Here is a 16,021-nt window from a genome sequence, read left to right on the forward strand (position 1 = left end):
GCCCCGTAAGCCGGGTTGGATGGGCGATAGTGTTCAGCGGCGGCTGACCGTCGCGTTCGCTGTCACCACCGGGCTAATCCTGCTGGTCGCAGCTGGCGCCGTCACGGGGGCCTTCCTGGAGAAGGCCACCCAGGATCAGATCATCGACCGGGTCCAGCCTGCTCTGGTCGGCAACACGCACCTGCACAACCAGGCCGCCCATATGCAGCGGTCCATGCGTGGCTACCTGCTCACCGGCGACCAGCCCTTGCTGGCCGACTATCGCCGAGCGCGCGCAGGCTATCCGGCGATCCTTGCCGATGCCCGACGCCATACGTCGGGTGAAGCAGAGCTCAACCTCGACCGGCAGGACCAGCAGCTGAAGGCATACCTGCGCGTGGGAGACCAGCAGGTGCAGGCGGCCCCGCGAAGTAATCAGGCGGCCCGGCTCACCCGGGAAGCCAACCGGCGTTTCGAAAGGTTCGAGGCGACCAACCACCGCCTGGAGGAGCAACTGGTCGGCGAGGCCGAGCGGCTGCAGCGGCGTGCCGACACCATCGTCACCGCCGGTGCCGCTGGACTGGGCGCCCTGCTGCTCGCAGCCTTGACCATCGCTCTCTACACCGCACGGCGCACCACACGCGCCCTGGTGGGGCCGCTGCGATCGGTGGGTGAGACGCTCGGCCGGCTCACCGCGGGCGAGCACGCCGTGCGGGCTGCGGAGTCGGGCCCTGCGGAGATCCGGTCGGTGGCCCGCTCGGTGAACGAGATGGCGGACGAATCCGACCGGCTGCGCGGCGTCGAGGAAGAGCGCTACCGTGTGTCAGAAAGCGTGCGGCAGCTCGGCGTACGCATCCGTGAGCGTCTCGACGTCGACGATGTCCTCAACGCCGCCTGTACCGGCATGGGCGAGGGCCTGGACGCCGACTACGTCTTCACCCTCCTCATGCAAGACGACGACCCTGACGTTGTTCCCGTGGCCCGGGCCTGGTCGGCCCGAGACGGCCTGCTGCCCCAAGAGCGCCAGCGGGCGCTGCCCCCCATCCCCGCGGAGGTGGTGCGTGAGCATTACCGGGAGGGAACCACCTGGACGGTCCCCGACCTCTCGCTCTACCTGGCGGACACCACGCCCCTGCCGGGCGCTCCGGGCTCGTTCGCCCGGATCGGGCTGCCAGCGGCCAACCGCGCGGCAGCCACCCAACTGGGCCTGCACTCCATCGTGGTCGTCCCGATGGGTGTCGGCCAGGAGCCGATCGGAGCGGTGTGCCTGGCCCGCACCCGCCCCGACCAGCCCTGGCGGCCAGTGGAAATCGACATGGCGGAGGCCATGGCCGTCGGCGTCACCCGGGCCCTGCAAACCTCCAAGCTGTACGAGAAGGAGACCCATCTGGTTCAGGAACTGCGCGCCCTGGACCGCACCAAGAGCGACTTCATCTCCACCGTCTCCCACGAACTGCGCACCCCGCTGGCCAGCATCACCGGCTACCTCGAACTCCTGAGGGAAGAGGACGTCGGGCCCCTGACCGAGCCGCAGCAGCACATGGTGGACGTCGTCAACCGCAACGCCCACCGGCTGCGCGCCCTGATCGAGGACCTGCTGACCCTCTCCAGGATCGAATCCGGCAAATACACCTCCCGCAAGACACCGGTCGACCTGTGCCACCTCATCAGCTCAGCGCTTGACGCCATGCGCCCCGCGGCAGAAGCAGCCTCCCTCCAGCTGCACGCCGCCTGCCCCGAGCAGCCTTTGATCTGTGAGGCCGACAGCGATCAGATCGACCGGGTGCTGATGAACCTGCTGTCCAACGCCATCAAGTTCACCCCGGCCGGAGGCCAGGTCCGCGTCCAGGCCGCAGCCCAGGACGGCCAGGCCGTCCTCACCGTCAGCGACACCGGCATCGGCATCCCGGCAGCCGAACAACGCCGGCTCTTCACCCGCTTCTTCCGCGCCTCCAACGCCACCACCCAGGCCATCCCCGGCACCGGCCTCGGACTGACCATCGTCGACACCATCGTCACCAACCACGGAGGCACCACCCACGTGCGCTCCACCGAGGGCCAAGGCACCACCATCACCGCCACGATCCCCCTCATCCCACCAGACAGCCCCCCACCAAACTGAGCGGAGGAGTCATGCAGGACGCGCAGAGCAAGCAACTGCGCAGGCACGCTTGGTGGTGGTTTCTGGCGTCCGGCGCTGTGTTGATCATCGTGTACGCCGTGGTCACCGCTCCCGTGCGTCACCTGTTCTCGCCGGTGCTGGCGGCCTGCGCCACCCTCGCGATCCTGGTCGGCGTCCGGTGGCACCGGCCGTGTCCGAGCCGGTCCTGGTACCTCTTCGCTGCGGGGATGGGGCTGTTCGCGGTGGCGGACGTCATCTTCGGTGCCCTTCAGGCCGCGGGCACGCTGGTGCCGTTCCCTTCGGTGGCTGACGTGCTGTATCTGGCGGCCTATCCGTGCTTCGTCGCGGGGCTGGTCAGCCTGATGGCGGCATGGGGCAGCGGCGTGCGATGGGGAGCCGTGCTCGATGCAGGGATCATCACCTTGGGGATGTCCGCCCTGGCATGGGCGTTCATCGGCATGCCCTACCTGCGCAGCCATCTGTCGGCGCTGTCGCTGGCGGTCTCCTTGGCCTATCCGCTGGCGGATCTTCTGCTGCTGGGGATCGTCGCCAAGCTGGTCTTCGTCGCCGGCATCCGTCTGCCGGCCCTCGGCCTGTTCACTCTCTGGCTTGGTGCCACGCTGGTCGCTGACGCCCTGTACTACTCCACCTTGGCCGCGACCGGCGCCCCGATCGCGTCCGACGTCTCCTCCGCCCTGTGGATGGCCTCGTATCTGCTGCTCGGAGCGGGCGCGCTGCACCCGTCCATCACTGGTACGACCCGGCTGGTGCCACGCAGCCAGGAGCAGTTGTCACCCGCCCGCATGACCCTCCTCACCCTGCCCGCCCTCCTCGGCCCCGCCCTGTTGATCGCCGACGTCGGCGGCGTGCGCGGGCAGGCCACGCATGGACTGGCTGTGGCGAGCATCGTGGCCGCTCTGACCGTCCTGCTCGTGCTGCGCCTCATGCTGCTGGCCCGGTTCGCCGAGGCGCAGGCCGACCAGGCCAGGGCCCGGGCCCGCGTGGCCGAGGACGCCTTGCGCCAGCAAACCTCGCTGCAACACCAGCTCACCCACCAAGCCTTCCACGACGCACTGACCGGCCTGGCCAACCGGACGCTGCTCTTCGAACGGCTGGAACACGCCCTCGCGCGCCCTGCCGCGGCCCGGAGCACCGTCTTGCTGCTGATCGATCTCGACCGCTTCAAAGACATCAACGACAGCCTCGGCCACCCGGTCGGCGACGAGTTGCTCATCACCGTCGGCCACCGCCTCCTGGGCGCGGCCCGCCGCAACGACACCGTCGCCCGCATGGGCGGGGACGAGTTCGCCGTCCTCGCCGAAGACGTCAAAGCGATCCCCGCCAAGACGTATGCCCGGCGCTTCCTGGACCGCTTCGCGGAGCCTTTCGCCGTCTCCGGCCATCGCAGCGTCTTCATCACCGCCAGTATCGGCGTCGTCGCCATCACCGGGCCAACCATGTTCCACGACGCCCTGCGCGACGCCGACATCGCGCTGTACGCGGCCAAAGAACGCGGACGCAACCGTGCGGAACTCTTCGAGCCGGCCATGAGCTTGGCGCAGCAGAACCACACGCACCTCACCCAGGACCTGCGCTACGCCCTGCCCCGCGATGAACTTTCCGTGCACTACCAGCCGGTCATCCACCTGCCCACCGGCCAGGTCACAGGCGTTGAAGCCCTGCTGCGCTGGCAGCGCGGCGGCCGCTCCCCCACCCCGCCCGAGGTGTTCGTGCCCGTCGCCGAAGAGACAGGCCTCATCCGTCCCATCGGCGCGTGGGTGCTGCGCGAAGCCTGCCGCCACGGCCGGCACTGGCACGACACTCTCCCAAGGGCGGAGGCCTTGAGCGTGGCCGTCAACGTCTCGGGCTGGCAACTCAAAGACCAGCGCTTCCCCGACACTGTGCGGCAGGTCCTGCACGAGACCGGCTTCCCCCCGGCCTCCCTGGTCCTGGAGATCACCGAAAGCACCCTCGTCACCGACGCCGACACCACCTCGACCCACCTGCGCGCACTGCGCGACCTCGGCGTACGTATCTCCATCGACGACTTCGGCACCGGATACTCCTCCCTGGCCTACCTACGCGACCTCCCGGCCGACATCGTCAAGATCGACCAGAGCTTCGTCCTCCGCGGCGGCAGCGAGGCCAACACAAGCCTTATCAAGGCCATCCTCCACATCGGACACGCCCTCGACCTGGACGTGATCGCAGAAGGCATCGAAACCTCCCACCAAGCCCAGCGGCTCCACGCACTCGGCTGCCCCCACGGCCAGGGCTTCTACTACTCCCCGCCCCTGGCCCCCAAGGCACTCGAGGCCTACCTCACCACCCAAGCGATCCTCACACCCTCTACATGACACCGGGAAGCCGGATCCGAGCCGGCTCAGAAGTCGGCTGAGCCCGACTAGTGCACCCCAGGAATACCGCCTCCTCACCAATTGGACGGCGGTGTTGAGGCCGCGGAATATCCCGTGCGGGTCCAGGCTCCCGACCATGTGCGGCCGGTCGACGGCGTCGACCACGACCAGGTCGTACGCGGACTCCCCCGCTGTCATGGTCGAAACGGACCAAGGCCGGAAAGTTGATGCCGGGCAGGTCGAGGCTCCCGTGGCTGAGCCGTTCGACGCGGACACACCACCGCTTCCCGACATGGCCGCCACCACCGCGTCGCAGGTCGGCTATGGGCAGATCGTCGCGTTCGAGGACCCTCGCTGGCCCGGTCGGTGGCTCCACGGATACGCCTCCTTCACGGAGATCAGGGACGACGGAAAGATCGAAATACCCGTCCGCGGAGCCGACGGCGGCCTGCAGAACTACATGATCTCTCCAGATGCACCCGTGGGGGTGAAGGGCAAGGCACGCAAGGGATACGAGCGGCCGGCCGCCCGCGCCACCGCTTCGATCAACGACGAGGACAGCGACGACTCTGGTGAGGAGAACGACAAGGCGGACACGGGGACCGTCACCCTCACCCGGGACGACGTGTCCGACCAACTCGACGCCGCACGCCCCGAAGGGTCCAAGGCGCCGTCCTCCATGGACGATGGCGAGATCCGCGACGAGATCGTCGACCTCATGGGCCGGGAGATGGCGGGAGAGCTGTCCAGCGCCGACCGGACCCGCCTGCAGGTCCTCGAAGCTGAGGAAGCCCGCCGCGGCGGCCGCACGCCGAAGCGTGAGGAGAAGCCGAAGCCCAAGCAGACCTAGGAGCCCGGCGGACTCTTCGACAGGGCATGCGCGAGTTGCGCGCCCTCGCAACCAGCGCGTTCGTCGCACACGCCGTCTGCCCTCACCGTGCTCGCGCACCACTCAGTGAGGTGATCATCCTCAGGGTGAAGCAGGGGGTTGGTGGCGCTGCCCGTGCACTGGTGCCGAGAGATCACTGGTCATGAGGGCTCCGGCTCCTCGTTCCAGGGCGTGGCCGGCCGCGGCCGGCCGAAGAGCAGGTCGTAGCCCGGGGGGAGCTGCAGGAGGACTCTGCCCATCAGGTCTTCGCCCGCGGCATCGGCCGCAACGCTGAGCACCGCGCTCACATCCCAGGTCGCTGTCTGTTCGGTGGCTCCCTCGATCCATGCCGCTGTGGCCCGGATGAACCGCTCCGGGGAGAGCGGTTCATGGGCTTGGAGCGGGTTGAGCAGCACCATGGCGAACGTTTCGGGAAGCCGGGCTGCCAGCTCGGCTCGTGCCTCACCCACCAGGTGTGCGCCCAAGAGGGCGAGCACGACGCGGGAGGCCCGCTCAGCCTCCTGCGGTGTGCTGTACTCACCCCGCTCCTGCACGGCTGCCAGGAACTCGTCCCACTGCATGCGCATGGAATGCCTCCCTGCTCCATGCGGGCTGGCCGCGGTCGCGCAGACCCTGACGCTGCATGGTGGCCCCGCGTGCTCGTTGGCCTCCACTGTTCGTATCGCCACCTTCAGGACTGCCGACCTCGGGATCGGCCACGGCTACCGCTGAGGGGCGGCGAGTTCACGGCCCTGGTAGAAGCCTTCCTGCTCCTCGACCACGTACGGGGCCATCCTGGCGCGCCGCTGCGCCTCGGACTCGGAGGCCCGCCAGGAATCGCACGCCTCCTTGGAGTCCCAGAATGAGACGCCGGTGATCTCCAGTCCGTCCTCGGACCAGTAGGCGAAGGCGCGGCGCAGACCCGCGGGGTAGGGGTCTGGCTGCCACGCCCCCTCGAATTGCTCCATGGTGCCTGGCCGAAGGCGGCGCGTGGTCACCCAGACGAAGCGCTCCTCCATCGCGGCCTCCTCTGCAGCATTGGTTCAGCTTGGCGCCCTCTGAGTGCGGATGAGGCCCCAGTCCCAGGGGCGTCCTCTCTTTCAGCATCGCGCCGATGCCCTCATCGCGCACGGGCGGGCGGCGCCGGAGAAGGACAACGACCGGATGGACGGCTGTACCGTCTTCCAACAGCGTCACGGTATGGGCACCGCCGTCACGTGGGCCGGCCGGTATTGCGAGCGGTTCGCCGACCACGCCGTCTCGGCCGCGTGCCGCGTGGTCTTTCTGGTCACAGGCGAGCACGCGAAACGAACCGGCCGATCCGCCCATACCGCGTGCGCCCCCGACCCCGACTCCGATCGACGACCACCTGCTGAAGGTCACATCGATGTGCGGCGAACGGCTCTCCATGAACGTGCACATGATCGACGGAGAAGCGGGTGATCGCGGAGCGGCATCACGCCGGCATGCTGCGCACCCTGGAGCGCTGGGGGTTCGAGCCGATCCCATGCGACCTGCTGCACTACGCACCGTTCGTCGGATCGTTCCACTGCGCGACGCTCGACATCCGCCGCCGCGGAACTCTCGAATCGTACGTCGCCTGATCGCCACGACAGCGTCGGGGCCGGGACACCGACGCGCGCGCCAACGCTGGTGCGCTTCACCGGCCGACCCAGGCGGCCATGGACGGGCGATGCCACGCCCACGCCCTGGGGCATGGGGTGGCCTTACCGCCCGGCCGGTGGTGGTTCGGTGACCTCTGCCTGAGCCGGCCGAAGGAGCTGATCGCCGACTCGGTAGCCGGGGCGCAGGATCGTGGTGCAGGTGGGCTGGTCGACGTGGTCGGAGCGAGTGCAGGTGACGGCCTCGTGCACGGCGGGGTCAAAGGGGTCGCCCGCAGCGCCGAAGGACTCAAGTCCCAGGGCCGCGAGTTCTCTTTGCAGTACGTCGGTGACGCGCTGGAAGCCGCCGGTGACTTCTCCTTGCTTGCGGGCCTGGTCAATGGCGTCGATGACGGGCAGGAAGCGGGCGAGCACGTTAGCCACGGCGATCTCGCCGACGGCGCGCCGGTCGCGGCTCACCCGCTTGCGGTAGTGCTCGTACTCGGATATCAAACGCTGCAGGTCCGCGGTGCGCTCCCGTAGCTGGGCACGCAGGGCGTCGGCTTCGCCGGCGGCCGCGTCCGCCTGCCGGGCGGGCTCGACGTCGCCGCCGCGGCGGGGCTCCAGGCTGCTGCCCGGATCCCGCCGCCGGTTGTCCCGGATGAGCGACAGCGGGCGCTCGCCGGGGCGGGGGGTATCGCTCGGGCGGCTCATCCAGCACCCTCCTGCCGCTTGTCGTCGTCGACGATCTCCGCGTCGACGACATCCTCATCCTGCCCCACGGTGCCCGCCTCGCCACCACCAGCACCGGCCTGCTGCTGGCCCTGCGCCTGCTGTGCCTGGGCATACATCGCGGTGCCCACCTTCTGGGCCGCAGCAGTGACCTTTTCAGTGGCCTGCCGCAGGGTCGCGGTGTCGGCCGGCTCCGCCTTCAGCGCCTGCTTCAGCTCCGCCAGGGCGCCCTCGACCTCGCCCTTGACGTCGGCGGGGATCTTGTCGGCGTTGTCGGTGAGGAGCTTGCCGGTCTGGTAGGCGACCTGCTCGGCCTGGTTGCGCGTTTCGGCGGCCTCGCGTCGGCGCCGGTCTTCCTCGGCGTGCTGCTCGGCCTCGCGCATCATGCGGTCGATGTCGTCCTTCGGCAGGGAGGAGCCGCCCGTGACGGTCATGCGCTGCTCCTTGCCGGTGCCCAGGTCCTTGGCTGAGACGTGCATGATGCCGTTGGCGTCGATGTCGAAGGAGACCTCGATCTGCGGGACGCCGCGCGGCGCCGGGGGCAGACCGGTCAGCTCGAACATCCCGAGCTTCTTGTTGTACGCCGCGATCTCGCGCTCGCCCTGGTAGACCTGGATCTGCACGGACGGCTGGTTGTCCTCGGCCGTGGTGAAGATCTCGGACCGCCTGGTCGGGATCGTGGTGTTGCGCTCGATGAGCTTGGTCATGATGCCGCCCTTGGTCTCGATACCGAGGGACAGCGGGGTGACGTCCAGCAGCAGGACGTCCTTGACCTCGCCCTTCAGGACACCGGCCTGCAGGGCGGCGCCCACGGCGACGACCTCGTCCGGGTTGACGCCCTTGTGCGGGTCCTTGCCCGTCAGCTCCCGGACCAGATCGGTCACTGCGGGCATCCTTGTCGAGCCGCCGACCAGGATGACGTGGTCGATGTCGGACACCTTGATCCCGGCATCCTTGATCGCGTTGTGGAACGGGCCCTTGCACCGCTCCAGCAGGTCAGCTGTCAGCTGCTGGAACTGGGCTCGGGTGAGCTTCTCGTCCAGGTGCAGCGGTCCTTCGGCGGAGGCGGTGATGTAGGGCAGGTTGACCGTCGTCTCCGACGAGCTCGACAGCTCGATCTTCGCCCGCTCCGCGGCCTCCCGCAGCCGCTGCACGGCCATCTTGTCCTTGCCCAGGTCCACGCCGTAGTTGTTCTTGAACTGCTTCACCAGGTGGTCGACGATCCGCTGGTCCCAGTCGTCGCCGCCCAGGCGCGTATCGCCATTGGTGGCCTTGACCTCGACCACGCCCTCACCGATCTCCAGCAGCGACACATCAAACGTGCCGCCCCCGAGGTCGAACACCAGGACCGTCTGGTCACTCTCCTTGTCCAGGCCGTAGGCCAGGGCCGCGGCCGTGGGCTCGTTGATGATCCGCAGCACCTTCAGCCCGGCGATCTCCCCGGCCTCCTTGGTCGCCGTGCGCTGCGAGTCGCTGAAGTACGCCGGCACGGTGATCACCGCATCCGTGACGTCCTCACCGAGGTAGCCCTCCGCGTCCCGCTTCAGCTTCTGCAACACCCGCGCGGAAATCTCCTGCGCGGTGTACCGCTTGCCGTCGATGCTGCCCGTGTCCGGGAACCGCCATGCCGCGTCTCCCATGTGCCGCTTGACGGAACGCACGGTGCGCTCGACGTTGGTGACGGCCTGGCGCTTGGCGACCTCGCCCACCAGGACCTCGCCGTTCTTGGCGAAGGCCACCACCGACGGCGTGGTGCGCGCTCCTTCCGTGTTCGTGATGACCGTGGGCTCCCCGCCCTCCAGCACGCAGACCACCGAGTTGGTCGTGCCGAGGTCGATCCCCACTGCACGTGTCATGGTTCTCTCCTCCATCTACGTCCCCTGCGTGCGGCAGATGCCGGCCGGCGCCAGGCCCGAAAACGGGTGGCCGCTCGGGCCGTCCGATGGACGGCCGCTGGCACGTGATCTCCGCCGCGGCCTGCACCGCCACCTGCGGTTTCGGCAGGGAACCTCACTCATAGTCTGGACAAACTGCAGCACTTTGCCTCGTCAGGAAATCCCGGTGTGCACCTCCTTGAGCTTTTTGGCGACAGGTGGGACGTAGTCGCCGACGAGCTCGCGCTCCCACCAGGCGCCTGTCGCGCGCAGCTGGCGCCAGCTGGTGAACCGGTATTCATAGAGGCGGGCGCGCACGAAGGTGGGCGGCGTGTCGGGGAACGGGTTGTTGCGCAGCAGCCGCAGCACAGCCCGGTTGCCGTCGAGGAGCGCGAGGAGGAAGGCCGGCAGCCACTGTGCGGCGTACGCGGGCGAGATGGCGGCGAACCACATCAGCCAGTCCAAGCGCAGGTGATAGGGGGCCACCTGCGGCGGCAGGCGCCGGACGCCGGCCGGCTTGCCCTTGAAGCCGTAGTCCTTCCACACCGTGGCCCCGGTGATCTCCGGCTCGTCGGTGCCCTCGATGACGATCTCGTAGCGGACCCGGCCGACGCTGCCGAAGGCGCCGTAGGTGTTGACCAGGTGCAGGGGGGTGAAGGAGGCGTTCATCATCTGACGGCGGGAGAGCAGGTTCCGGACCGGCCAGTAGCTGAGCACCGCGGCCAGCACCGTGACCGCCAGCACTAGGACCTTGTACCAGGCAGGCGGGGCGGCGAACTGCGGCGGGGCGGGCAGGCCCAGGGCGTCGGTGGTGGCTGGGTGGCCGACGACGGACAGCGCCAGCACGATTGTGAGCCAGTTCAGCCACGCGAAGTTGCCCGAGGCGATCAGCCACAGTTGGGTGACGATCACGAACCCGGCCGCCGCGCTCGCTGCCGGCTGCGGGGCGAAAAGCGCGAACGGCACGACGAGCTGGGCCACGTGGTTGGCCGCGACCTCCAGCCGGTGCACCGGTCCGGGCAGGTGGTGGAAGAACCAGCTCAGCGGGCCCGGCAGCGGCTGGGTCTCGTGGTGGTAGTGCAGGCAGGTCAGGTCGCGCCAGCACGGATCACCACGCAGCTTGATCAGCCCGGCGCCGAACTCGAGGCGGAACAGCAGCCACCGCAGCAGGTACAGCACCAGTACCGGTGGTGCCGTCTCGTCATTGCCGAGGAAGATCGCCAGGAAGCCGGCCTCCAGCAGCAGCGACTCCCACATGAAGGCGAACCAGGTCTGGCCCACATTGACGACCGACAGGTACAGCGCCCACAGCGCCGCCCACATCAGCATCGCCGCCCACAGCGGCACCAGGTCACCCGCTCCCGCTGCCAGAGCCGCGGCCAGCACCGCGCCCGTCCAGACAGTGGCGGCGAAGAAGCGGTCCGAGTAGTGGAGGTGGAACATGCTCGGGGCCTGCCGGAAGCGGACCGTGGCCAGGAAGCGCGGTGCGGGAAGCATGCCCCGCTCGCCGATCAGTCCGCGGAACTGGCAGGCCACACTCACGAACGCGACGAGGTAGCACAGGGCAAGGCCCCGCTGGAACAGCAGCCTGCCCAGCCAGTAATCGCCGTCCGTGAACCACTCCACGACGCCCTCCTCCAAGGGGCGCTCTGCCACTTTCGGTACGCGAGCCCGGACGGTGCGCCGGGCCTGTCTGGGACACCACCGGCCCAGGCCACACGGCCGGGATCGAGGTCGGATACGGCGTTGTCAGCAGCGCACGGCCCCACCGGTTCACCCTCCGACCGGACTCAGTTAACTTGCTACGACTTGACTCAAATACTACGAAAGGTACGTAAGACCGGAGAAGGCGGTTGCACAGGATGGTGGTGCTGGTGTCTTCCCTGATCGCCACGGCCAACAGGCCGGTCCGGATGGCGCGGGCTACGGCTTCGCTCCTTCGTGACCGCTGGGACAGACGGGACGCTATCCAGGCGGAGCATGCACCCGGCCTGGCAATGGACCTGGTCGGCGCCGTGTCCAGGGTGTCGTTTGTTCAGGCCCGCGCCGAGGGGCTGGCTCCGGTCACGGTGGCGTACGAGCGGCAGGGCAGCGGTGAGCCGCTGTTGCTGCTTCACGGCTTGGGGCACCACCGGCAAGCCTGGGAACGCGTGGTGCCGTTGCTTGCCGAGGAGTACGAGACGATCACCCTCGACCTGCCGGGCTTCGGGCAGTCCCCCGACCTCGACGCGGCGGTGCCGCGCACCCTGGAGACCGCGGTGGCCTGGCTGGATGCCGTCCTGGAGGAACTGGACGTGCACCGGCCGCATGTGGTCGGTCATTCGCTGGGCGGGCTGATCGGGCTGCGCATGGCGCAGGCCGGGCTCGCGCGCAGCGTGATGGCGATTGCCCCGGCGGGTTTCTGGACGCCGGCCGAGCGGCGGTACACCTACACCGTGCTGAACGCGGCCCGACACGGAACCCGGCTCCTGCCCGAAGCCGCCATCGCCCGCCTCGCAAGGACCGCGGCCGGGCGCGCCGCCCTGACCGGCACCCTCTACGGCCACCCTGACCTGTCCCCGCCGCAGGACACGCTCGCGGCGCTGAAGACCCTGCGGAACTCCCAGACGTTCACCGCCACCCTGCGGGCCGGGCGCGCACCGAACCTGTTCACCGGGGACATCCCCGGGGTGCCTGCCACTATCGCCTGGGGCACACGGGACCGTCTGCTACCGCCCCGGCAGGCCGCCCGCGCCAAGGCCATGATCCCCGCCGCCCGGCTCGTCCGCCTGCCCGGCTGCGGCCACGTACCGATGAGTGACGCGCCCGAACTGGTCGCCCGCGTGATCCGGGACGCCACAGCCTGCAGCGCGCCCTGCGACGCCTCCGGCCCCCTTCCCTGAGACGCCACCTGGCGCTTCACCCATACGGGCCAGGACCCGCTGACCAAGAACGGCCCCGGCCTTGCACCGGTCACGGGCTGGAGACTCCGCTGGCGACATCAGGATGGTGTGGCGGCGGCCAGGCAGCCATGAGTCCGGTGCCGCACCCTGATCCTGGGAATCCGTCCTTTGGCCCCGATGCCTGATGAGCCAGCTTCCCCCACAGCATGCGAGCGTCCGCTCCAGGCTGCTCCTTGAGCGAGCGCAGCACAAGAGGGCGAGCACACGAGGTCGCCGAATGACGGCGAGGAAGGACCTTCTCGTGGTCAGCAGCACCGAAACGGGCGGCGTCACCGGCACCAAGGACAAGGACTACAACCTGATCTGGTTTGTCGAAGCCTGCCTGAGCAACGCCCTGCGGATGGAGACCTGCATCCAGGACGCGGAACGGGAGAACGACACCGAGGTCGTGGAACTGTTCCGCAAGGCACAGGCCGACAGCCGTAAAGGCGCCGAACTCGGCAAGCAGCTCCTGCGCTCCCGGCTCAGCGGCTGACACCCCGGCACCCCCGGCCCGCTGCACCCACACGCGCCTCCAGCACGGAGGGAAGTGCACGCATGCTGCCCGTCACAATGGCATCGGTCCATGCGCCGCGCCGGTGCGGGATTCGGGGGATGCGGGAGGGCCGGAAGCTCCCCCGGACCTCCCGGTCCGTCATCGCGGCCAGGAATCCCGCAGCCACTGCCGCATGACCCGCGTGACAAAGCTCCCCTCGCCCCAGCCCAGCGGAAACGTGAACCGGGCGTCGATGCGCAGCGGTGCGGCAAACAGCGGTGCTTCCGGGGCATCCAGCGGGCCGGGTGCCCTGAGCCGTACCCGGCTTGGTGCCGTCTGCCGCGCCGGGGAGGTCCGCGTCCGTCGGGTGACGCGGACCGGCACCGGCTGTCCTGTGGTCGCAGGCGCGGCGGGGCGTTCCCGGAGGGCGTCGTAGTCGGCACGCCGCTGCGGATCGCGCAGTGTGTCGTAGGCGTCGAGGACGTCGGCGAGGTCCTTTGGCGCTGCCGGATCCGCCGGCCGGGCGTCCGGATGCAGGGACCGTACCCGCCTGCGGTAGGCGGAGGTGATCTGCCCAGTGGAGGCGGACGGTGGGACACCAAGGACGGTGTAGTGGTCGCGGCGCGGCCGCTGCCCGGGCATCGCCCTCACCTCCCCGAAGTCCCGAAGGCTTCACCTGCGCGAACCTCCAGACCTCCTACCAGGAATGCAGGCCTTTCGCCGCCTGCCGTAGACCCGGCGGGCCTGCGGGAAGGGAAAGTCTGCCCATGTCCGAGCATGTGCACGTCCGCATCCGCCAGGACGTGGGAATCGCCGAGACCGGTGAGCTCGAGGAGCACTCCTCCTGCCGCTGCGGAGCCACCTGGACCAAGACCTACCAGGTCACCGACGACCGTTCCGAGTAGACACGCATTCGGCAGCCGGACGACACGTCACCATGGTCATCTACTGGAGACTGCCCCAGGACCCGTGAGGGTTCGGGCCCCAGGACGCCCATCATGATCTCCTCCGCCGGACACCCGCTCGTGCGGCACACCACGCAGAACCCCCTGCATTCACCCCGTCAGCGGGAGAAGGCACTCTGCGCCGGGCACGCGGCGCTCAGCCGGAAGAGAGACTGCGTCTGACCTTCCTGGCCGTCTCCATCAGCCTGCGTACGGTGCGGCGCGGTCCCGATCGCGCGGCGCGGTCCCCGCCAGGTGGGTCAGGAGCGGCCCGGCGATGGCGAGGACGAAGACGTAGGCGGTGACCAAGGGAGCGAGGTCGTCATGCATCGTGCCGGGCTCTTGCCTCGTGATGGTCCTCCGGGCGGTCCTCCTCGGCGCTGTCCGCATCGCCGCGCACGACCGGGCCGAGCCAGTGTTGCAGGGGATCAACGACTGGTTCACCCGCAACAGCGCCAAGGCGCTCGGCTGGACCGTCGGCGGAATCGGCATCGGAATGGTCCTCAACGCCGTGATCGCCGAATCCGCCTGAACCCACGTCAGACTCGAGCATCTCCAGCTACTTCCGAAACACGCCTTAGCTTCCGTGCACCCAGATCCCCAACGGACCGACCCGCTCGAAGCCATGGCGCACGGCGGTCGCCAGCTGGCCCGCTGACGGCCTGGCCGGCCGAGTCGTTTAGAACGGCAGGTTTCCCAGGACGCAGAGCACAAAGCCCGTCGCCGGAATCGTGGACGCCGAGGCGAGGAGCAGGGTGCGGACGACGAAGCCGACGGTGAGAGGGCGGCTGGCGCGGGTGGGGTGCTCGGGATCGTAGCTGAGCTCCACCTGCCCGCTGTATGCCTGGTCGGAGAGGCCCCAGGCGGTGACGACCGACGGGATGTCCCGCATCTGCTGCCCGTCGATAGTGGTGAACGTCATCCGGGAGAAGACCCAGAGGTGTCCGCCCTTGTCCCAGATATGCACGTAGCCGGTCACCTTGCCGACCACGCCGACCCCGCGCTTGCGCAGCAGCCACAGCGAACGCACGCGCCGAATCACCCGCCACAGCGGGATGCCGCCGACCAGGCCCATGACGCCGCCCACGATCAGGGTTCCTGCCGCTGTGCCGCGGTCCAGAGGGCTGAACAGGCCCAGCAGGAACAGCAGCAGTGCGTACGGTGGCAGTACGTAGGCGATCCTCACCACTGCTTGGGCTCGCGGACCCAACTGAAGCTGACGCTGCGGCTGCGTCTCCACGCGCACCAGCGCATGCCCGTCCGCCGCGGGGTCGGTCCTCGCCAGAGCGGCCGTCACCTTCTCCAGGAACGCCGCGGCGGCACGCGCGTTGGGAGCTTGCAGTTCCACGGCCGGCCCCAAGCCGTGCTGGGCGGCCTGACCCGGTGCACCGCTGATCGTGATCCGCACCGCACCCGCCGGGGTCAGCTCCGCGGACCGAAGGGCCCGCACCGGCACGGTCCATATCGTTCGGCCCCGGGCGATCCGCAGTCGTGCCCCGTTGAACCGGGCCGTGGTGCCGCCTGCTGCCAGCATGGTCTCCGGGCCGCCGGGTATCGCGTTCGACATGGGCGGATGATACGCAGCGCGCGATCGCCGCTTCGGGAGTTCGCCGAGGCTTCGACAACCACATGATCCCCGACCGCCTTCGCGGCTCCTCAGGGCAGCCCCACGTCAGAACAGGCTCTGACGTCACGCCACGGCCGAGAAGGGCACACCGTACGATCTTCTTCATGCAATGACCCCGCCGCCGGCCAGCACCTGGGGATTACTTGAACGCCGCCCTGGGGAATCGCGTGACCGTCGACATGCGCGGCGGCGATGGCGGCCAGGCGCTCGGCCTCGGCCTGCTTGACGCGGGCCACCCGCTTGGCTTCCGCTTCCTGTTCGGCGGCGTACCGCTGGGCGTCGGCGGGCTTGCGGACCTGGGTGTCGAGTTATCGGTCGGTCAGCGCGGCCTGCCGCTCGGCGACCTTTTCCTACTGGGTGAGGATCTCCCGCTGGCGGGCCGGCGACGGCCTCGCGGGCCGCGGCCTCGTCGGTCTCGGCTTTGATCTCGGCCTGCTTCAGGTAGAAGGTTCGCTGCCGGAAAGCCAAGATCCCCGACAGCGTCACCTACTCAGCCACAT

At 69.1% G+C, this 16,021-nt stretch carries 15 protein-coding genes and 3 pseudogenes; 9 read left to right on the forward strand and 9 right to left on the reverse strand.

From position 1 onward, the window contains the following. The first annotated feature begins 19 nt into the window (after positions 1 to 19). The 3 genes from AC07F0_RS38640 (at position 20) to AC07F0_RS38650 (ending at position 5,308) form a co-directional block, all read left to right on the forward strand. Entirely contained in the window at positions 20 to 2,101 is a 2,082-nt protein-coding gene (locus AC07F0_RS38640) for an ATP-binding protein (RefSeq protein WP_478984892.1), read from the forward strand. Positions 2,102 to 2,328: 227 nt separating this feature from the next. Beyond that, positions 2,329 to 4,458 carry a putative bifunctional diguanylate cyclase/phosphodiesterase gene (locus AC07F0_RS38645; RefSeq protein WP_478984893.1) on the forward strand — a complete coding sequence of 710 codons (2,130 nt, stop codon included), beginning with the start codon at positions 2,329 to 2,331 and terminating at the stop codon, positions 4,456 to 4,458. Between the two features lie 250 nt (positions 4,459 to 4,708). Then, positions 4,709 to 5,308: a hypothetical protein gene (locus AC07F0_RS38650; protein ID WP_478984895.1), complete on the forward strand. Its 600-nt coding sequence runs from the start codon at positions 4,709 to 4,711 to the stop codon at positions 5,306 to 5,308. 179 nt (positions 5,309 to 5,487) lie between these two features. On the opposite strand, the gene AC07F0_RS38655 is transcribed toward AC07F0_RS38650, so the two are convergent. Both AC07F0_RS38655 and AC07F0_RS38660 read right to left on the reverse strand, forming a co-directional pair. Continuing rightward, positions 5,488 to 5,913 carry a DUF2267 domain-containing protein gene (locus AC07F0_RS38655; protein WP_478984896.1) on the reverse strand — a complete coding sequence of 142 codons (426 nt, stop codon included), beginning with the start codon at positions 5,911 to 5,913 and terminating at the stop codon, positions 5,488 to 5,490. A gap of 135 nt (positions 5,914 to 6,048) precedes the next feature. Then, positions 6,049 to 6,345, reverse strand: a complete 297-nt coding sequence (locus AC07F0_RS38660) for a hypothetical protein (RefSeq protein ID WP_478984898.1) — start codon at positions 6,343 to 6,345, stop codon at positions 6,049 to 6,051. 127 nt (positions 6,346 to 6,472) lie between these two features. On the opposite strand from AC07F0_RS38660, the pseudogene AC07F0_RS38665 reads away from it, so the two are divergent. Together AC07F0_RS38665 and AC07F0_RS38670 are read left to right on the forward strand one after the other, a co-directional pair. After that, positions 6,473 to 6,631, forward strand: a pseudogene (locus AC07F0_RS38665) (phosphate signaling complex protein PhoU); the annotation flags it as partial. Positions 6,632 to 6,668: 37 nt separating this feature from the next. Next, positions 6,669 to 6,930, forward strand: a pseudogene (locus tag AC07F0_RS38670) (amidinotransferase); the annotation flags it as partial. A 123-nt stretch (positions 6,931 to 7,053) separates the two neighbouring features. Here AC07F0_RS38670 and grpE read toward each other — a convergent pair. From grpE to AC07F0_RS38685, 3 genes are all read right to left on the reverse strand, one after another. Then, a complete protein-coding gene (grpE, locus tag AC07F0_RS38675; protein ID WP_478984899.1) occupies positions 7,054 to 7,641 on the reverse strand; it encodes a nucleotide exchange factor GrpE in 588 nt (195 codons plus the stop codon). Next, positions 7,638 to 9,515, reverse strand: coding sequence for a molecular chaperone DnaK (dnaK, locus tag AC07F0_RS38680; RefSeq protein ID WP_478984901.1), 1,878 nt, complete (start codon positions 9,513 to 9,515; stop codon positions 7,638 to 7,640). Before dnaK ends, grpE begins: the two co-directional genes overlap by 4 nt. A gap of 192 nt (positions 9,516 to 9,707) precedes the next feature. Further along, a complete protein-coding gene (locus AC07F0_RS38685) occupies positions 9,708 to 11,159 on the reverse strand; it encodes a lipase maturation factor family protein (RefSeq protein ID WP_478984942.1) in 1,452 nt (483 codons plus the stop codon). A 398-nt stretch (positions 11,160 to 11,557) separates the two neighbouring features. On the opposite strand from AC07F0_RS38685, the gene AC07F0_RS38690 reads away from it, so the two are divergent. Both AC07F0_RS38690 and AC07F0_RS38695 read left to right on the forward strand, forming a co-directional pair. Further along, complete coding sequence (locus AC07F0_RS38690) at positions 11,558 to 12,415, forward strand: alpha/beta fold hydrolase (protein ID WP_478984902.1); 858 nt, start codon at positions 11,558 to 11,560, stop codon at positions 12,413 to 12,415. Positions 12,416 to 12,716: 301 nt separating this feature from the next. Then, positions 12,717 to 12,950, forward strand: a complete 234-nt coding sequence (locus AC07F0_RS38695) for a hypothetical protein (RefSeq protein WP_478984904.1) — start codon at positions 12,717 to 12,719, stop codon at positions 12,948 to 12,950. A gap of 159 nt (positions 12,951 to 13,109) precedes the next feature. Here AC07F0_RS38695 and AC07F0_RS38700 read toward each other — a convergent pair whose 3' ends face one another. Further along, entirely contained in the window at positions 13,110 to 13,592 is a 483-nt protein-coding gene (locus AC07F0_RS38700) for a J domain-containing protein (RefSeq protein WP_478984905.1), read from the reverse strand. Between the two features lie 125 nt (positions 13,593 to 13,717). On the opposite strand from AC07F0_RS38700, the gene AC07F0_RS38705 reads away from it, so the two are divergent. Next, positions 13,718 to 13,855 carry a hypothetical protein gene (locus AC07F0_RS38705; protein ID WP_478984906.1) on the forward strand — a complete coding sequence of 46 codons (138 nt, stop codon included), beginning with the start codon at positions 13,718 to 13,720 and terminating at the stop codon, positions 13,853 to 13,855. 240 nt (positions 13,856 to 14,095) lie between these two features. Here the strand turns inward: AC07F0_RS38705 and AC07F0_RS38710 are convergent, their stop codons facing one another. Beyond that, complete coding sequence (locus tag AC07F0_RS38710; RefSeq protein WP_478984907.1) at positions 14,096 to 14,224, reverse strand: hypothetical protein; 129 nt, start codon at positions 14,222 to 14,224, stop codon at positions 14,096 to 14,098. A gap of 1 nt (position 14,225) precedes the next feature. On the opposite strand from AC07F0_RS38710, the gene AC07F0_RS38715 reads away from it, so the two are divergent. Beyond that, positions 14,226 to 14,426 (forward strand): hypothetical protein, encoded by a 201-nt coding sequence (locus tag AC07F0_RS38715; protein WP_478984909.1) that lies wholly within the window; start codon positions 14,226 to 14,228, stop codon positions 14,424 to 14,426. A 147-nt stretch (positions 14,427 to 14,573) separates the two neighbouring features. On the opposite strand, the gene AC07F0_RS38720 is transcribed toward AC07F0_RS38715, so the two are convergent. Together AC07F0_RS38720 and AC07F0_RS38725 are read right to left on the reverse strand one after the other, a co-directional pair. Further along, entirely contained in the window at positions 14,574 to 15,461 is an 888-nt protein-coding gene (locus AC07F0_RS38720; protein ID WP_478984911.1) for a hypothetical protein, read from the reverse strand. 233 nt (positions 15,462 to 15,694) lie between these two features. Continuing rightward, positions 15,695 to 15,989: pseudogene (locus tag AC07F0_RS38725) on the reverse strand (flotillin family protein); the annotation flags it as partial. Between the last annotated feature and the right edge of the window lie 32 nt (positions 15,990 to 16,021).

It is taken from the genome of Streptomyces sp. NPDC045955, from assembly GCF_056430805.1.